The sequence below is a fragment of the Pseudomonas sp. GM79 genome (genome assembly GCF_000282495.1).
In the GTDB taxonomy this organism is placed as follows: domain Bacteria; phylum Pseudomonadota; class Gammaproteobacteria; order Pseudomonadales; family Pseudomonadaceae; genus Aquipseudomonas.
In genome coordinates this window covers 12,607-29,516 of sequence record NZ_AKJE01000042.1, presented here as the reverse complement: position 1 = coordinate 29,516, position 16,910 = coordinate 12,607, and the positions used below count along the sequence as shown (strand labels likewise).

General features: G+C 59.0%; 13 protein-coding genes. 5 read left to right on the top strand and 8 right to left on the bottom strand.

All coding sequences use genetic code 11. The features are described 5' to 3' along the window. Positions 1–92: 92 nt before the first annotated feature. Together gyrA and mtnA are read right to left on the bottom strand one after the other, a co-directional pair. Entirely contained in the window at positions 93–2,762 is a 2,670-nt protein-coding gene (gene gyrA / locus PMI36_RS16330) for a DNA gyrase subunit A (protein ID WP_008071610.1), read from the bottom strand. A gap of 446 nt (positions 2,763–3,208) precedes the next feature. Then, entirely contained in the window at positions 3,209–4,285 is a 1,077-nt protein-coding gene (gene mtnA / locus PMI36_RS16335; protein ID WP_032830373.1) for an S-methyl-5-thioribose-1-phosphate isomerase, read from the bottom strand. Positions 4,286–4,394: 109 nt separating this feature from the next. On the opposite strand from mtnA, the gene PMI36_RS16340 reads away from it, so the two are divergent. From PMI36_RS16340 to PMI36_RS16360, 5 genes are all read left to right on the top strand, one after another. Next, positions 4,395–5,729 (top strand): TRZ/ATZ family hydrolase, encoded by a 1,335-nt coding sequence (locus PMI36_RS16340; RefSeq protein WP_008071603.1) that lies wholly within the window; start codon positions 4,395–4,397, stop codon positions 5,727–5,729. Positions 5,730–5,800: 71 nt separating this feature from the next. Next, complete coding sequence (ubiG, locus tag PMI36_RS16345) at positions 5,801–6,499, top strand: bifunctional 2-polyprenyl-6-hydroxyphenol methylase/3-demethylubiquinol 3-O-methyltransferase UbiG (RefSeq protein ID WP_007899720.1); 699 nt, start codon at positions 5,801–5,803, stop codon at positions 6,497–6,499. A gap of 4 nt (positions 6,500–6,503) precedes the next feature. Then, positions 6,504–7,175, top strand: a complete 672-nt coding sequence (gene mupP / locus PMI36_RS16350; protein WP_008071602.1) for an N-acetylmuramic acid 6-phosphate phosphatase MupP — start codon at positions 6,504–6,506, stop codon at positions 7,173–7,175. Positions 7,176–7,360: 185 nt separating this feature from the next. Next, positions 7,361–8,101, top strand: coding sequence for a YciK family oxidoreductase (locus PMI36_RS16355; protein ID WP_008071601.1), 741 nt, complete (start codon positions 7,361–7,363; stop codon positions 8,099–8,101). A gap of 374 nt (positions 8,102–8,475) precedes the next feature. Next, the gene (locus PMI36_RS16360) at positions 8,476–9,402 is read left to right on the top strand and encodes a GGDEF domain-containing protein (protein ID WP_008071600.1); all 927 of its coding nucleotides are present in this window, start codon (positions 8,476–8,478) and stop codon (positions 9,400–9,402) included. Positions 9,403–9,542: 140 nt separating this feature from the next. Here PMI36_RS16360 and PMI36_RS16365 read toward each other — a convergent pair whose 3' ends face one another. The 6 genes from PMI36_RS16365 to PMI36_RS16390 form a co-directional block, all read right to left on the bottom strand. Beyond that, positions 9,543–10,304 carry a TenA family transcriptional regulator gene (locus PMI36_RS16365; RefSeq protein ID WP_443216700.1) on the bottom strand — a complete coding sequence of 254 codons (762 nt, stop codon included), beginning with the start codon at positions 10,302–10,304 and terminating at the stop codon, positions 9,543–9,545. A 77-nt stretch (positions 10,305–10,381) separates the two neighbouring features. Further along, entirely contained in the window at positions 10,382–12,841 is a 2,460-nt protein-coding gene (locus tag PMI36_RS16370) for an EAL domain-containing protein (protein WP_008071597.1), read from the bottom strand. A 196-nt stretch (positions 12,842–13,037) separates the two neighbouring features. Beyond that, entirely contained in the window at positions 13,038–14,855 is a 1,818-nt protein-coding gene (locus PMI36_RS16375; protein WP_008071596.1) for an ABC transporter ATP-binding protein, read from the bottom strand. Beyond that, positions 14,848–15,450, bottom strand: coding sequence for a DsbA family protein (locus PMI36_RS16380; protein WP_177319487.1), 603 nt, complete (start codon positions 15,448–15,450; stop codon positions 14,848–14,850). Before PMI36_RS16380 ends, PMI36_RS16375 begins: the two co-directional genes overlap by 8 nt. 39 nt (positions 15,451–15,489) lie before the next feature. Continuing rightward, complete coding sequence (gene trhO, locus PMI36_RS16385; protein ID WP_008071594.1) at positions 15,490–16,431, bottom strand: oxygen-dependent tRNA uridine(34) hydroxylase TrhO; 942 nt, start codon at positions 16,429–16,431, stop codon at positions 15,490–15,492. A gap of 143 nt (positions 16,432–16,574) precedes the next feature. Further along, positions 16,575–16,904 (bottom strand): BolA family protein, encoded by a 330-nt coding sequence (locus tag PMI36_RS16390; protein WP_008071593.1) that lies wholly within the window; start codon positions 16,902–16,904, stop codon positions 16,575–16,577. Between the last annotated feature and the right edge of the window lie 6 nt (positions 16,905–16,910).

Here is a 16,910-nt window from a genome sequence, read left to right as displayed (position 1 = left end):
CCCGCTCCCACAAGGGATCTCCATGGGTGTCGATATTTCATTACGGACAAACAACAAGGGGGCGAATCTTCATCCGCCCCCTGCTTGCCCGCTTACTCTTGCGGCTCTTCGTCAGCGGCGGCGTCGAGTTGCTGGTCTTCGGCAACGTCGTCGATCACGACTTCACCGTCGAACACTGCACCCTCTTCACCTTCAAGCCCTTCGCCTTCCAGCTCTTCGCCTTCGACTTCCGACGGCTCTTGAACCCGCTCCAGGCCCACCAGCGTTTCATCGCTGGCCAGCTTGATCAAGGTTACGCCCTGGGTGTTACGACCCAGGCTGGAGACTTCGTCGACACGGGTACGAACCAAAGTACCCTGGTCGGAAATCAGCATGATTTCCTCGCCGTCAAGCACCTGGACTGCGCCGACCAGACGGCCGTTACGCTCGTTGCTGACCATGGCGATAACGCCCTGACCGCCACGCTTGTACTCAGGGAACTCGGTGATCGCGGTGCGCTTGCCGAAACCACGCGCCGAAGCGGTGAGGATCTGGCTGCCTTCTTCCGGGATCAGCATGGAAATCAGCTTCTGGCCTTCCGGCAGACGCATACCGCGGACACCGCGAGCGGTACGGCCCATGGCGCGGACGTCGGTTTCCTTGAAGCGAGTCACCTTGCCGCCGTCGGAGAACAGCATGACTTCACGCTCGCCATCGGTAATAGCGGCAGAGATCAGTACGTCGCCTTCGTCCAGCTCCAGCGCGATCAGACCGACGCTGCGTTGACGGCTGAAGGATTCCAGCGGGGTCTTCTTCACGGTGCCTTTGGCAGTGGCCATGAAGATGAAGTGACCTTCGGTGTATTCCTCGACCGGCAGCATGGTGGTGATGTATTCATCACTGTCCAGCGGCAGCAGGTTGACCAGCGGACGACCACGGGCAGCGCGGGACGCTTCCGGGATTTCGTAGGTTTTCAGCCAGTACACCTTGCCTTTGCTGGAGAACAGCAGCAGCGTGGTGTGGCTGTTGGCGACCAGCAGGTGAGCGATGTAGTCCTCATCCTTGACGCCGGTGGCCGATTTGCCTTTACCGCCACGACGCTGAGCCTGGTACGCAGCCAATGGCTGGGTCTTGGCGTAGCCACCGTGGGAAATGGTCACGACGCGCTCTTCTTCCGGGATCATGTCGCCCAGGGTCAGGTCGAGACGGGCATCGAGAATCTCGGTGCGACGCACATCGCCGTACTCGGCGCGGATCACTTCCAGCTCTTCGCGGATCACTTCCATCAGGCGCGTGGCGCTGCTGAGGATGCGGATCAGCTCGCCGATCTGGTTGAGGATCTCTTGATACTCGGCCAGCAGCTTTTCGTGTTCCAGACCCGTCAGACGGTGCAGGCGCAGCTCCAGAATGGCTTGCGCCTGTTCCGGCGACAGGAAGTACTTGCCGTCGCGCAGACCGTATTGCGGGTCCAGGGTCTCTGGACGGCAAGAATCGGCGCCGGCACGTTCGACCATCGCAACAACGGCGGAAGATTCCCAGGCCGTGCTGATCAGCGCTTCCTTGGCTTCCGACGGCGTTGGCGAGGCCTTGATCAGGGCGATGACCGGGTCGATGTTCGACAGGGCAACCGCTTGACCTTCCAGAATGTGGCCACGTTCGCGCGCTTTACGCAGTTCGAACACGGTACGGCGGGTAACCACTTCGCGACGGTGACGAACGAACGCTTCCAGCAGGTCCTTGAGGTTCAGGATCCGCGGACGGCCGTCGATCAGCGCGACGATGTTGATACCGAACACCGCTTGCAGCTGGGTCTGGGCGTAGAGGTTGTTGAGGATCACCTCAGGCACTTCACCGCGACGCAGTTCGATCACGACGCGCATACCGTCCTTGTCGGACTCATCGCGCAGTTCGGTGATGCCTTCGAGCTTCTTCTCTTTGACCAGCTCGGCGATCTTCTCGATCAGACGCGCCTTGTTCAACTGGTAAGGGAGTTCGGTGATGACGATCTGCTGACGACCACCGACCTTGTCGATGTCTTCGATCATCGAGCGGGCACGCATGTAAATGCGCCCGCGACCGGTGCGGTAGGCTTCGATGATGCCGGCGCGACCGTTGATGATCGCGGCGGTCGGGAAGTCCGGACCGGGAATGTATTGCATCAGCTCATCGACGGTCAGTTCCGGGTTGTCGATGAGTGCCAGGCAACCGTCGATGACTTCACCGAGGTTGTGCGGCGGGATGTTGGTCGCCATGCCCACGGCGATACCGCTGGAGCCGTTGACCAGCAGGTTGGGAATACGGGTTGGCATGACCGCCGGGATCATTTCGGTGCCGTCGTAGTTCGGCACCCAGTCCACGGTTTCTTTGTGCAGGTCAGCGAGCAGCTCGTGCGCCAGCTTGGTCATGCGCACTTCGGTGTATCGCATGGCCGCGGCGTTGTCGCCGTCCACCGAACCGAAGTTGCCCTGACCGTCTACCAGCAGGTAACGCAGCGAAAATGGCTGCGCCATCCGAACGATGGTGTCGTACACCGCGGTATCACCGTGAGGGTGATACTTACCGATCACGTCACCGACAACACGGGCAGATTTCTTGTACGGCTTGTTGAAGTCGTTGCCCAGCTCGCTCATCGCGAACAGCACACGCCGGTGCACGGGCTTCAAGCCATCGCGCGCATCCGGCAGTGCCCGCCCGACAATCACGCTCATCGCGTAGTCGAGGTAGGACTGCTTCAGCTCGTCTTCGATATTGACCGGGAGGATTTCTTTGGCCAGTTCGCCCATGAGAAGCCTGATTCCTTTTTCTGGTGAAACTTCGTCACATCCATATGGGACGAACGAAGCTCGCCGATGCAGACTGAGTGCCGTGCACCGACTTACGACAAATCAACGAGTTATGCCATGGATCTGCGCAGTAAAGGCAGCCACATCAGGCTACCCTGGAAACCGCCGGATGTTATCACAAGAGCCGCCACGCACCTATCCCCCAGATGCGCATGGAGCATAGTTAGTTGACCGGTGACAGGCTTGAAAGGGACGAGAGGGGCTTAGAGCCGTGTTGAAAGAAGAATAAGGGGCTTGATCAGCGATATTTGTTGACTGTCAGGGCCTCTTCGCGAGCAAGCCCGCTCCCACACTGGACCGGTGTCGCATACAAATTCTGCGATCGACTCGGCCCAATGTGGGAGCGGGCTTGCTCGCGAAAGCGATTTATCAGGCGCCAGATACCTTTAATGCAGACGCTTACGGCACATCAACTGCGCCATTTTCGCGGTATCCGGACGTTCGACGATGCCTTTTTCGGTGACGATTACATCAATCAGGTCAGCCGGGGTCACATCGAACACCGGGTTGAATGCATCGACATCCGCCCCGAGCCGCTTACCACCGACTTCCAGCAACTCGCGACCATCGCGCTCTTCGATGGGAATCTCATCGCCACTGGCCAGGTTCATGTCGATGGTCGAACTCGGCGCCACTACCATGAAGCGCACGCCGTGGTGCATGGCGTTGACCGCCAGTTGGTAGGTGCCGATCTTGTTCGCCACATCACCATTGGCGGTGATGCGGTCAGCACCGACGATCACCCAGGTCACGCCCTTGGTTTTCATGATGTGCGCGGCGGCGGAATCGACATTGAGGGTCACCGGAATGCCTTCATTGGCCAATTCCCATGCGGTCAATCGCGAACCCTGCAGCCATGGGCGGGTTTCGTCGGCGTAGACGCGCTCGACCATGCCTTCGATGAACGCCCCGCGAATCACCCCCAGCGCCGTGCCGAAGCCGCCAGTCGCCAGTGCGCCGGTGTTGCAATGCGTGAGGATCGCCTGGGCGTTGCCCTGATGCTTGCGGATCAAGTCCACACCCAACTGAGCCATGGTCAGGTTGGCTTCGCGATCACTTTCATGGATGGCGATGGCTTCGGCCTCCAGCGCCGCCAGAGGGTCTGCGTCGTCCTTGAGGCGGTCCAGGCGGTCGCGCATGCGACTCAAGGCCCAGAACAGATTAACCGCTGTTGGACGGGAATCGGCCAGTAACGCGTAATCCTCTTCCCACGCGGCCTGCCAGTCACCGCCCTCGGCAATGCGGGCGCGGGCTGACAGCACCATGGCATACGCCGCACTGATGCCAATGGCCGGCGCGCCGCGCACCACCATTGAGCGAATGGCCTCAGCCACGCCCGCGGCGCTGCTGTAGGCGATCCAGGTTTCCTCGAATGGCAAAATACGCTGATCCAGCAGATACAGGGCGCCATCACGCCAATCGATGGCCTTCACCTTCTCCGCAGCCAACAGTCGATCGCGCATCCCCATACCCCGCACTCATGAACAAAAACCGCCGATTATAGCGAGCCCCCCGCGAAGACGCTCGGGTATACTTCGCCATCCTTTACAAAAGCACTGGAACCGACTTTCGATGCCGACCCCCACCGCTGCGCTCGACCTGTTATTGCTGCCGACCTGGCTGGTACCTGTCGAACCGGCTGGCGTGGTCCTTAAAGAGCATGCCTTGGGCATCCGCGACGGTCGTATCGTATTTATCGGCCCGCGCGCAGCAGCCTTGAAGTTTAACGCAACCGAAGTCCGCGAATTGCCGGACATTCTGCTCAGCCCCGGCCTGATCAATGCTCACGGGCATGCGGCAATGACGCTGTTCCGCGGCCTGGCCGACGATCTGCCGCTGATGACCTGGCTGGAAAAGCACATTTGGCCCGCTGAAGCCAAATGGGTAGACGAGGCGTTCGTACGCGACGGCACCGACCTGGCCATCGCCGAGCAGATCAAAGGCGGCATCACCTGTTTCTCCGACATGTATTTCTTCCCGAAGGTCGCCAGCGAACGCGTACATAACAGCGGCATTCGCGCCCAGATCGCCATTCCGATCCTCGATTTCCCTATTCCAGGCGCCGCCACGGCGGATGAAGCCATTCGTCAGGGCGTTGAATTATTTGGCGATCTCAAGCATCACGAGCGGATCAAAATCACCTTTGGGCCCCATGCACCCTACACCGTGGGTGACGAAACCCTGGAAAAAATCCGGGTGATCGCCGAAGAACTGGACGCCTCGATTCACATGCACGTCCATGAAACCGCCTTCGAAGTGCAGCAGTCGGTCGAGCAGTGCGGCGAACGCCCTTTGGCCCGCCTCGGTCGCCTGGGCCTGCTCGGGCCGCGCCTGCAGGCCGTTCACATGACCCAGATCAGCGATGAAGACCTGATGCTGCTGGTAGAAAGTAACACCCATGTGATTCATTGCCCGGAGTCGAACCTGAAACTGGCCAGCGGTTTCTGCCCGGTCGAGCGTTTGTGGCGGGCCGGGGTCAATGTGGCGGTCGGCACCGATGGCGCGGCCAGCAATAATGACCTCGACCTGCTCGGCGAAACCCGCACCGCTGCGTTGCTGGCCAAGGCCGTCGCCGGGTCGGCCACGGCGCTGGACGCCCATCGCGCCCTGCGCATGGCCACGCTCAATGGCGCTCGCGCGCTGGGCATCGAAGCTGAAACGGGTTCGCTGGAAGTCGGTAAAGCGGCGGACATCGTCGCGTTCGACCTGTCGGGCCTGGCACAGCAACCGGTCTACGACCCGGTTTCGCAACTGATCTATGCCACTGGCCGCGACTGCGTGAAACACCTTTGGGTCGCCGGCAAGCAACTGCTCGACGACCGCCGCTTGACCCGCCTGGATGAAGCACAGCTGTGCGCCACTGCCAAGGCCTGGGGCCAGCGCATCAGCGGCCATACCGAATCGTAAGCACCTAATTGTAAGCACCCCGGACCAAAACCGGGGCAACAGGATTTTTCAAGTTTTAGAGGACTGACACCATGAGCAACGTCGACTACGCCGAAATCGCCAAATTTGAAGCCCTGGCCCATCGCTGGTGGGACCGCGAAAGCGAGTTCAAACCGCTGCACGACATCAACCCGCTACGGGTCAACTGGATCGATGAGCGGGTCCATCTGGCCGGTAAGAAAGTCCTCGACGTCGGTTGCGGCGGCGGTATCCTCAGCGAAGCCATGGCTCAACGCGGCGCGACCGTAATGGGCATCGACATGGGCGAAGCGCCGCTGGCCGTCGCTCAGCTGCACCAACTGGAATCCGGCGTGAGTGTCGAGTACCGGCAGATCACCGCCGAAGCGCTGGCTGAAGAAATGCCTGAGCAATTCGACGTGGTCACCTGCCTGGAAATGCTCGAACACGTGCCGGACCCGTCGTCGGTGATCCGCGCCTGTTTCAAGATGGTCAAACCGGGCGGCCAGGTGTTCTTCTCCACCATCAACCGCAACCCGAAGGCCTATCTGTTCGCCATCGTCGGCGCCGAATACATCATGAAGTTGCTGCCGCGCGGCACCCACGACTTCAAGAAGTTCATCCGCCCCTCCGAGCTTGGCGCCTGGAGCCGCATGGCCGGCCTGACCGTCAAGGACATCATCGGCCTGACCTACAATCCGTTGACCAAGCATTACAAACTGGCGGCCGATGTGGACGTCAATTACATGATCCAGACCCTGCGCGAGGAGTAAGCCGATGCGTATCAGAGCAGTCCTTTTCGACATGGACGGCACCCTGCTCGACACTGCGCCGGATTTCATCGCCATCTGCCAGGCGATGCGCGCTGATCGCGGTTTGCCGCCAATCAACACTCAACACATTCGCGATGAAATTTCCGGCGGCGCCAAGGCGATGGTCGCCGCAAACTTTTCCATGGACCCGGAATCGCCGGGGTTCGAGGAACTGCGTCAGGAATTCCTCGACCGCTACCTCAAGGGTTGCGCGGTCCACAGCCATCTGTTCGACGGCATGGCCGAAGTGCTGGAAAAAATCGAAAAGGCCAACCTGATCTGGGGCGTGGTCACCAACAAACCGGTGCGTTTCGCCGAGCCGATCATGCAGCAGCTGGGCCTGGCCGACCGTTCGAAAGTGCTGATTTGCCCCGATCATGTGAAGAACAGCAAACCGGATCCGGAGCCGTTGATCCTGGCGTGCAAGATGCTCGACCTGGACCCGGCCAGCGTGCTGTTTGTCGGCGATGACCTGCGGGACATCGAGTCCGGCCGCGATGCCGGCACCAAAACCTGCGCGGTGACCTACGGCTATATTCACCCGGACGATAACCCTAAACACTGGGGCGCGGACGTAGTGATCGATCATCCGCTGGCGTTGCTCGAGGTGCTGGATAACGCTTTGTGCAGTTGCTGAACACAGAGGCTTTTGTGGCGAGGGAGCTTGCTCCCGCTGGGCTGCGAAGCGGCCCCTCTATCTATGAACGCATTCTTTCAGGCACACCGCATTTGCAGGTTTTACGACTGCTTCGCAGCCGAGCGGGAGCAAGCTCCCTCGCCACAAGTACGATGCCTGCCTGTTGAATTGTTGTGAGGTTTTTTATGTTTGATTATTCCGCCCGCCCTGACTTGCTCAAGGACCGGGTCATCCTGGTCACCGGCGCTGGCCGTGGCATCGGTGCTGCCGCTGCAAAAACCTACGCCGCCCACGGCGCCACCGTGTTGTTGCTGGGCAAGACCGAGGCCAACCTGGCTCAGGTCTATGACGAAATCGAAGCGGCCGGGCATCCACAACCGGCCGTGATTCCGTTCAACCTGGAAACCGCACTGCCTCATCAATACGATGAACTGGCAGCCATGATCGAGACCGAGTTCGGCCACCTCGACGGCTTGCTGCACAACGCATCGATCATCGGTCCACGCACCCCGATCGAGCAGTTGTCCGGCGAGAATTTCATGCGCGTCATGCACGTCAACGTCAACGCCATGTTCATGCTCACCAGCACCCTGCTGCCACTGCTCAAGCTGTCTCAGGACGCCTCAGTGGTATTCACCTCCAGCAGCGTTGGTCGCAAGGGCCGTGCGTACTGGGGCGCTTACGGCGTTTCCAAGTTCGCCACCGAAGGCCTGATGCAAACCCTGGCCGACGAAGTAGACACCGTGGCACCGGTGCGCTCCAACAGCATCAACCCCGGCGCCACCCGCACCAGCATGCGCGCTCAGGCCTACCCCGGTGAAAACCCGCTGAACAATCCGACACCCGAGGAGATCATGCCGGTCTACCTTTACCTCATGGGTCCGGACAGCACCGGCATCAATGGCCAGGCATTCAACGCTCAGTAGCGCCCGTGCGTCGCTTTTCTGCCGCGACGGCTTCCCGCCGCGGCATTCAAACCCGGTGGTAACTACCCCTGCTTCAAGTCAAATAAATGTCACCTCGCTGCGCAAATCCCCGCGCACAACCTTCCAGCATATTGATTCTTAAAGCTTTTTATTCGACTGAACCGAATGGCATGACTTTCGCTCTAATTTTGCTCAGACACGCCGTGTGAAAGCAGACGAGGCGGAGCTTGAGCCGAGAGGTTACTAATCTTCGGCAAAGCGGACTAAACTCGTGCCAAATGTCCTACGGGACTGATGGACCAGTATGACGCGCAGCCCAAAGCCGCTCTCACCCAGCCTGTAAGACAGCCTTACTGCTTAGGGGCTCACGCCATATGAAATCACCTTCCCAGACCAACGCAATTGACTTCGACAGTGCCAAATTGCAACGCCTGGGCTTTGGTCAGCAGCCTCCCCTCCTGGAGCGGCCCGTCAGTCTTGCGCAGTTGCGCCAAGCGCTGGGCCTGCAACTGCAAACCAGTCTTGAGCCGCAACGCATTCTCGGACTTTTCTTCCGTGAAATTCAGCGCATTGTGCCGCTGGAGGCCTTGAGTTACGAACATCAGCCCAGCGACTTGCGCCTGCAATTCGGCGCGCGAGGTCATCATTCAATCAGCTACAGCCTCAGCCATGAAGGCGAGCAATTGGGTGAGCTGGTGTTCCGTCGCAATCAGCGTTTCAGCGAACAGGAACAGGGCAACCTGGAGTCACTGTTGTCGACCCTGCTCTTCCCCATGCGAAACGCCCTGCTCTACCGAGCGGCGACTCAAAGTGCATTGCGTGATCCGCTGACCGATACCGGCAACCGCATCGCCATGGATCAGACGCTGGAACGGGAAATCGAGATGTCGCGGCGACACTCGCAGCCTTTATCGCTGCTGATGCTGGACATCGATCATTTCAAACAAATCAACGACACCTACGGGCACAGTGCCGGCGATGAAGTGCTGAAGGCCGTCGCAGCCTCGATCAAAAATCAGTTGCGCAACGTCGACATGGTGTTCCGCTTTGGTGGCGAAGAATTCCTGATTCTGCTGTCCAACACCAGTCGGGAAGCTGCAGCCATGATCGGTGAGCGACTGCGGTTTGCGGCGCAGGCTCAGGACTATGAGGCCGAGGGCAAGATGATCGAGCTGACGGTCAGCATCGGTTGCTCGACGCTGCTACCCGGCGAGTCTGCCGATAGTTTGTTGCGACGGGCCGACAGTGCGTTGTATGTGGCCAAGCGCGAGGGGCGTAACCGGTTGGCAATGGCAGGCTGATATTTCAGCACCGCTGTATAACCAATGTGGGAGCGGGCTTGCTCACGAAAGCGGTCTTACATTCAGCATCTCTGTTGAATGTTAAGCCCTCTTCGCGAGCAAGCCCGCTCCCACATTTGGTTTGTGTTGTTTTCAGGGGATCAGCTTTCGGCCAACGCCATCCGCTCACGGACTACCGGGGTTTTCACTGCCAGTTCCAACTGCATGCAACGTTCCAGGAACAGATACATGTAGTCGTAACTTTTGCAGACAGCCTGGCGCAATTCCACTTGCAGTGCTTTGCTCGGGTTCATGCCTGCCAGGGTGCAGATGATTTCCAGCGCTTCCCATGGATGGGCATCGTCATACTGGGCGTGCATCTTCAACCACTTCATGGCCCGCTTGCGATCTTCCTCGGGGAACGAGGCCGCATAGACGCCATTGGAGCAAACCAGGGCCGACCACTCCCCCGTCGCCCCTTCGATGGCGTAATTGGTGGCGGCGATGGCCACGATCAGAGAGTCCGACGAACTGGTGTGCCAGCACCAATGGCTCAAAGCGTGAAGCTCTGGTGCCACGTGTTGCGCTTGCAGATCTTCCAGGCTGATACCGTGGGCACGACTCCAGTGGACCCAGTAATCGGCATGGTTCAATTCGACGCGAATGTTGCGCATCAGCCAGCGACGCGCCATGTCTTCGCCAGGGTGGCGCGCAAACCGGGTCTTGGTCAGGTTCTGTGCCATATATAAAGCGAACTGTTCGACCACCGGCCAGCCACCAATAAGGTACTGACGCATGGTTTTTGCACTGAGTCTGTTATCTCGCATGCGTTGATACAGTTCGTGTCCGACAACCCGGCGCTTGCTCTCGCTGCAATCCTGGATCAGTTGCTGAGCCCAGGCGGGATAACTTGCAGCTTCCATGAGTGGTCCGGTTCTGTTGAATGTATCGATCACTGTCGCGCTCCTTTTGATTGTGATTTTAAGATCAACAAGAGATTTCAACGGAACGTGCCCGGCGCCTTGAACAACAAGGATCGGGGCCTGGCAGGACGACTTTGCAAACTATCCCAGGTAAACAGATGCGGGCGTTCAATCACATACCCTTGAGCGTAATCCACTCCGATCTCCAGCAATGCCTGCTCGATCTGAGGTGTTTCAACGAACTCTGCAATCGTGCGCTTACCCATGACATGACCGATGTGATTGATCACTTCGACCATGGCGCGGTTAATCGGGTCGTCCAGCATATCCTTTACGAAACTCCCGTCGATCTTCAGGAAGTCTACAGGTAAATGTTTCAAGTAAGCGAATGAGGACATACCGGCACAAAAGTCATCTAGCGAAAAATGACAACCTAAACCTTTGAGTTCATTGATAAATTTAGTTGCGCTAGCCAGATTTGCAATCGCGCTGGTTTCTGTAATTTCAAAACAAATCATTTCAGGTGGAATTGAATATGCAACAAACTGTTCACGAAGGAAGTCCAGAAACGCCTCATCTCCGATAGTAATACCTGACAGATTTATCGCACACATGGCCAACGGCCCTTCGCGCTCTTCGGCGACGCACTGGGCAATGACTTTGAAAACGTTCTCCACCACCCAACGATCAATCGATGTCATCAAACCGTAACGCTCGGCGGCCGGAATGAAACTGTCCGGCAGAATCATGCGTCCCGCTTCGTCATGCAGGCGCAGCAGTATTTCGATATGCCCGCCGCCATGCTCACCAGGGCCAAGAGGCGCGATTTCCTGGGCGTACAGGCAGAAGCGGTCTTCTTCCAGCGCCACGTGCAGGCGCTGCACCCAGGCCATTTCGCCAAACCGCAAGGACAGCTCCGAGTCGTCGGCGTGATAGACCTGAACCCGGTTGCGGCCCTTTTCCTTGGCCATATAACAGGCCATGTCAGCGGCACGCAATGAAGCTTCAAGGGTGGCCGGACTCTGGACCACATGCACCAGGCCAATGCTCACGGTGGTCACGAACGGCCGGCCTTTCCAGACAAAATGCAGGTTCTGCACGGTCTGGCGCAGGCCTTCGGCGATTTTCTCGGCCGCTTGCGGCGCGCAGTTTTCCAACAGAACGCCAAACTCGTCACCCCCTAGCCGGGCCAGGGTGTCGCCTTCGCGCAAACCTGATTGCAACAATGCACATATATGCCGCAACAACTCATCGCCCGCCGCATGACCGCAGGTGTCGTTGACCAGTTTGAATTGATCCAGGTCGAGAAACATCAAGGCGTGACGCCCCGCCTGGCGCGTCAGGTTATGCAGGGCCTGCTCCAGCCGATATTCGAACTCGCGGCGGTTGGCCAATCCGGTCAGAGCATCATGAGTCGCCTGCCACGACAGATTGGCGATGTATTGCCGCTCCTGGGTCATGTCATGCAGCACCAGCACAGTGCCACTGACCCTGCCCGTATTGCGGATCGGCGCGCCGACCAGAGTGACCGAAACCGTGCTGCCATCCAGACGCTGGATCAGTTTTGAATGCTCGCTGCCACCGCTGAGCTGACCGCTCAAAATGTGCTCGATCAAGGTAAAACCCTCGGCCTGAGCACTCTCGTCCAGCAGATTGAACAGCGCCGCCAATGGCAACCCCGCCGCCTGTTCAGCCTTCCAGTGAGTCAAGGCCTCGGCGGCCGGATTCATATAGACAATCGCGCCCTCGACGTCCGTGGTGATCACCCCGTCGCCAATCGATTGCAGAGTGATCTGTGCCCGGTCTTTCTCCAACTGCAAGGCATCGGCGAAGGCATGGCGCTGCTTGAGCAGTTTATGCGTACGCAACAGAGCTAACACAATCAAACCCAACGCAGTGGCCAGGTTCGTCACCAACAGCAGCCGGAGAATCACCCGTGAGCCTTCGCCCAAGGCATCGCTGAACGCTTTGGCGGCGGGCGTCACGCCATCGTTGATGGCAAAAATCTGCTCTTTCCAGCGTTTGACGTCGGCATCGGTGACCTGGCTATCGGCAATACGCTGATGCATCTCCCGCGCGACGTCATCGAGTCGCACCAGATACGCGTCACCGACCGTCCACAGCTCGATGGCTTTTTCCAGGTAACTGAAATTCCGGAAATTGAGGTACAGCCAAATCAAACTGGAGACGTCGTCCGGGTGGTTGCCGCCCTTGAGGATCGCGATTCGCGCTGCCTCGATATTCGGTGGCTGATGGTCCAGCGCCAGACGCAATTCATGGCCACCCTGAGGCACCGCAATCGCGTTCTGGTATTTGAGAAAAATCGTTTCGTCGCGACTGTCGGCGTACAGATTGAGGTAATAGATGGCGTCTTTCTGGCCCTTGGACCACAGGCTTTCCCCGCCGACGTAACCGCGAACCGCCGAAAGAACGTAAAGACTGACGCCTCCCAACAATGCCTGAAATAACACGACGGCGATAAAAGGCCAGACGATGCCCAACAACCGAGGGGTTGCGAGAGTCCTTTTTGGCTTCATGAGGTCCCTTGTCTTAACACTGCTCGATCGTCGTCCGGACGAAAACGCTACCGCTAGACTAGGATGGGTTCTCACTCTAGGCAAGCCGGGGAAGCTCATGCTCAACAGCAGCACAGTCCCGGCGATTCAGGGCTGGCTCGTCTTCACGTGCTAATCCTTGCCGGGGAAAATACCCTGAACGTCTTGTGGCATTAATCTAGTGCTGCTGTAAATGCCCATAAAGCTTGGCGTACAAACCACCATCGGCAATCAGCTGCTGATGGTCGCCATCCTCGGCAACCTGACCACCGTCGAACACCAGCACTCGGTCAGCCTGCTTCACGGCCGACAACCGGTGCGCAATGATCAGCGTGGTGCGGTGACTCAAGAACCGCGCCAGCGCCTGGTGCAGGTTGTATTCGGTAGCCGCGTCCAGGGCGGACGTGGCCTCGTCGAGGATTACCACCTTGGGTTCGGCCAACACCATCCGCGCAATCGCCAGGCGTTGACGCTGCCCGCCGGATAAACGCACACCGGAGCGCCCGACAATACTGTCCAGGCCATTGGGCAATTCACGCACCGTATTGTGCAACTGAGCAATTTCCAATGCCTGCCAGCAGGCTTCATCGCTGCGTTCGCGGCCCATGGTCAGGTTGGCGCGCACGGTGTCGTTGAACAGTGCCGGGTGCTGCAAGACCACGGCGACATTTTCACGCACGGTTTCCAGGCCGATCTCTTCCTGAGTCGAACCACCGAAACGGATGGTGCCGGCCAGCGGTGTGTACAAGCCCAGCAGCAACTGCACCAGGGTGCTTTTACCACCGCCGCTGGCGCCGACAATCGCGACTTTTTCACCGGGGGCAATCGACAGGTTCATTTGGTTCAGCACCAACTCGTCGCCATAGCCGAAACTCAATCCCTGAACTTCGATGCCTACCGTGTCGCGCCCCTGAAACGGGTCGACACTGCCGCTGTATTGCGGCTCATCAGCACGGGCCAGCAACTCGTTGATGCGCGACAGCGCACCGCCGGCGGCGTAAAAGGCGTATTGCAGGTTGAGCAGTTGTTCCACCGGACCGATCATGAACCACAGGTAGCTGAACACGGCCAGCATCTGGCCGATGGACAGGTCGGAAAACAGTACGGTGAGCATGGCTGCTGCGCGAAAAATATCGATGCCGAACTGGAACAGCAAACCGCTGGCGCGGTTCGATGCATCGGTTTTCCACTGCGAGCTGACCGCGTAATCGCGCACTTCACGCGCTCGCTGGCCCAACCGTCCGAGGAAAAAGCCCTGACGATTACCGGCGCGCACTTCCTGGATGGCATCCAGGGTTTCGGTCAAGGCCTGGGTGAAGCGCGAGGTGCTGTCGTTCTCGAGTTTCTTCAGGTGTTTGACCCGCTTGCCCAACTGCACCGTGGCATAGATCACCAGCGGGTTGAACAGCAGGATCAGCAGCGCGAGTTTCCAGTGCATCCACATCAGGATCGAGGCGGTGCCCACCAGCGTCAGCATGGCCACAAGGAAACGACTGAGGGTTTCGCCGACGAATTTGTCCACTGTGTCCAGGTCGGTGACCAGGTGCGTAGTCACCGTGCCGCTGCCCAGGCTTTCGTATTCGCCCAGCGAGATGCATTTGAGTCGCTCGATCAGCCGCACCCGAATCCGATACACGATGTCCTTGGCCAACGCCGCAAACAATTTCGCCTGCACCACGTTGAACAACAACGCGGCACAGCGCAATGCCAGGGTCACCAGCAGCATCAGGCCAATGTAACCCGCAGCTTTCTGCCAGACGTCGGGCAGCGCGTGATTCATGATTTTCAGCGCAGCGTCGCCGTGGCCCAGCAGCACTTCATCCACCAGCAACGGCAACAGCAAGGGGATCGGCACGCTGCACAGCGTTGCCAATACCGCGACGCCGTTGGCGATCCACAGGGATTTTTTATGGTGAAGGGCCAGGCGACGGATTTCTGCCCAGCTCAGACGGTCGACACGTGCAGGGGCTGGAACGTCGTCAGGCAGATCATGCACAGGCAGCGCGCTCCAGCCAGCGGCCGAGCAACGGTGACAACACACTCAGAGGCTGATACCCATTGGTCAGCAACGCCAATTGACCATCACGCTCTGCCAGCAAGGTCGGGAAACCGGCAATGCCCAGGTCCTGAACCCAGGTGAAATCGGCAGCGGTGGCGGCGTGCTGATCGGCACGGTCGAACGCGGCGGCGAACTCGATGCGCGGCAAACCGGCCTGCTCCGCCAGCTCCACCAACACGCTGGCGCGGGTGACATCACGCCCCTCGGCATAGAACGCATGCTGGATCAGCCCGAGCAGTTTCCACGCGCAATCCGGTGCCAGACTGCGCGCCGTCACCAGCGCCCGACAGGCAGGCTCGGTGTCGTAGACAAACCCGTCGGGTAACGCGCCTTCAAACTTGAACGGTTGGCCAGTAGCCTCGTGGACCGCCTGCCAGTGCTCAAGGATATAGCGCCGGGTAGTCGGCTCCAGCGCCGAGCCGCTGCCGGTGCGCAAACCGCCGACGACCAAATGCACGTCTACCCCCGCCACCTGCGCCTGCTCGACCAGCGCATTGGCCACTGGCGCAAAGCCCCAGCACCAGGAACACATCGGATCCATCACATAGAGCAGGCGACGTGCAGACATGGTTCAAGCCTCGGAAGGAGTTTGCTTGTAGTTGTAACCAATCGGGTGCGGCAGGTTGCGCGCCTTGGCCAGTTCGATCTGCTTCTGCCGGTCGATGGCGCTGCGACGGGTTTTCTCGCTCAGCTTATCCCAGCAATGCGGGCAACTGATGCCGGCCACATAGTGCTCGGACGCGCGGTCTTCGACGCTGACAGGCGTACGACAGGCATGACATTGATCGTAGTCGCCTTCGCTGAGGTCGTGGCGCACGGTCACGCGGTTATCGAACACGAAGCAGTCGCCCTGCCATTTGGTTTCTTCCCGCGGCACCTCTTCGAGGTACTTCAGGATGCCGCCCTTGAGGTGATAGACCTCATCGAAACCCTGGCTGAGCATGTAGCTCGACGCCTTTTCGCAGCGAATACCGCCGGTGCAGAACATCGCGACTTTCTTGTGCACGGCCGGGTCGAAATGGGCTTTGATGTAGTCGGGGAATTCGCGAAAACTGGTGGTCTTCGGATCGATGGCGCCTTCAAAGGTGCCAATCGAGACTTCGTAATCATTGCGGGTGTCGATCAGCAGCACTTCGGGATCGCTGATCAGCGCGTTCCAGTTCTGCGGATCCACATAGGTGCCGACCTTTTTGTTCGGGTCCACGCCTTCAACGCCCAAGGTGACGATTTCTTTCTTGAGTTTGACTTTGGTGCGGTAGAACGGCTGCTCGTCGCAGTACGATTCTTTGTGGTCGATGTCGTCCATGCGCGGGTCGTTCTTGAGCCAGGCCATCAGCCCGTCAATGCCTTCGCGGCTGCCGGACACGGTGCCGTTGATGCCTTCTTCGGCGATCAGCAGGGTGCCTTTGATGCCGTTGTCGACCATCGCTTGCAGCAGCGGCTCGCGCAGGGCGACGTAATCTTCCAGGGTGACGAACTTATACAGTGCCGCCACGACAATCTGTTGTGTCATGGGTAATTCTCCAGGTGGCTACCCTCGTAAGGGGTGAACCGGATGCGAAAAAAAACGCGCCGGGTGAGCGGCGCGTTGCGGATTCTAGCAAAACGGCAGCCTCAAGCGGCAAGCTTCAAGCTGCAAGTTCGAAGCGCGCCTCTTTAACCTTGTAGCTTGCGGCTTGCGGCTTGAGGCTGCTTCTCTCCGCCAGCACAGGTCGGCGAGGCCGGAGCCGCGTCGATCTGTGCCCATTCTTGCGGCGTGTAGGTATGCAGCGCCAACGCATGGAACTCGCCCATCAGTTCGCCCAAAGTGCCGTACACCTTCTGGTGACGCTTGACGCGATTGAGGCCTTCAAACTGCTGGCTGACCACCACGGCTTTGAAGTGGGTCTGCAACCCACGGCTGTGCATGTGGCTTTCATCCAGCACTTGCAGGTGCTCGGGCTGTAACAGCCCAAGCGTCGATTCGATGCGTTGTTGCATGGTCATCCCGAA

Bases quoted from the DNA above. Each gene is read 5' to 3' on its own strand.
- PMI36_RS16355 (WP_008071601.1), top strand. From the start codon at position 7,361: ATGTTTGATTATTCCGCCCGCCCTGACTTGCTCAAGGACCGGGTCATC.
- mupP (WP_008071602.1), top strand. From the start codon at position 6,504: ATGCGTATCAGAGCAGTCCTTTTCGACATGGACGGCACCCTGCTCGAC.
- PMI36_RS16380 (WP_177319487.1), bottom strand. From the start codon at position 15,450: ATGTGTTCCTGGTGCTGGGGCTTTGCGCCAGTGGCCAATGCGCTGGTC.
- PMI36_RS16370 (WP_008071597.1), bottom strand. From the start codon at position 12,841: ATGAAGCCAAAAAGGACTCTCGCAACCCCTCGGTTGTTGGGCATCGTC.
- PMI36_RS16390 (WP_008071593.1), bottom strand. From the start codon at position 16,904: ATGACCATGCAACAACGCATCGAATCGACGCTTGGGCTGTTACAGCCC.
- PMI36_RS16360 (WP_008071600.1), top strand. From the start codon at position 8,476: ATGAAATCACCTTCCCAGACCAACGCAATTGACTTCGACAGTGCCAAA.
- gyrA (WP_008071610.1), bottom strand. From the start codon at position 2,762: ATGGGCGAACTGGCCAAAGAAATCCTCCCGGTCAATATCGAAGACGAG.
- trhO (WP_008071594.1), bottom strand. From the start codon at position 16,431: ATGACACAACAGATTGTCGTGGCGGCACTGTATAAGTTCGTCACCCTG.
- PMI36_RS16365 (WP_443216700.1), bottom strand. From the start codon at position 10,304: ATGGAAGCTGCAAGTTATCCCGCCTGGGCTCAGCAACTGATCCAGGAT.
- ubiG (WP_007899720.1), top strand. From the start codon at position 5,801: ATGAGCAACGTCGACTACGCCGAAATCGCCAAATTTGAAGCCCTGGCC.
- mtnA (WP_032830373.1), bottom strand. From the start codon at position 4,285: ATGCGCGATCGACTGTTGGCTGCGGAGAAGGTGAAGGCCATCGATTGG.
- PMI36_RS16340 (WP_008071603.1), top strand. From the start codon at position 4,395: ATGCCGACCCCCACCGCTGCGCTCGACCTGTTATTGCTGCCGACCTGG.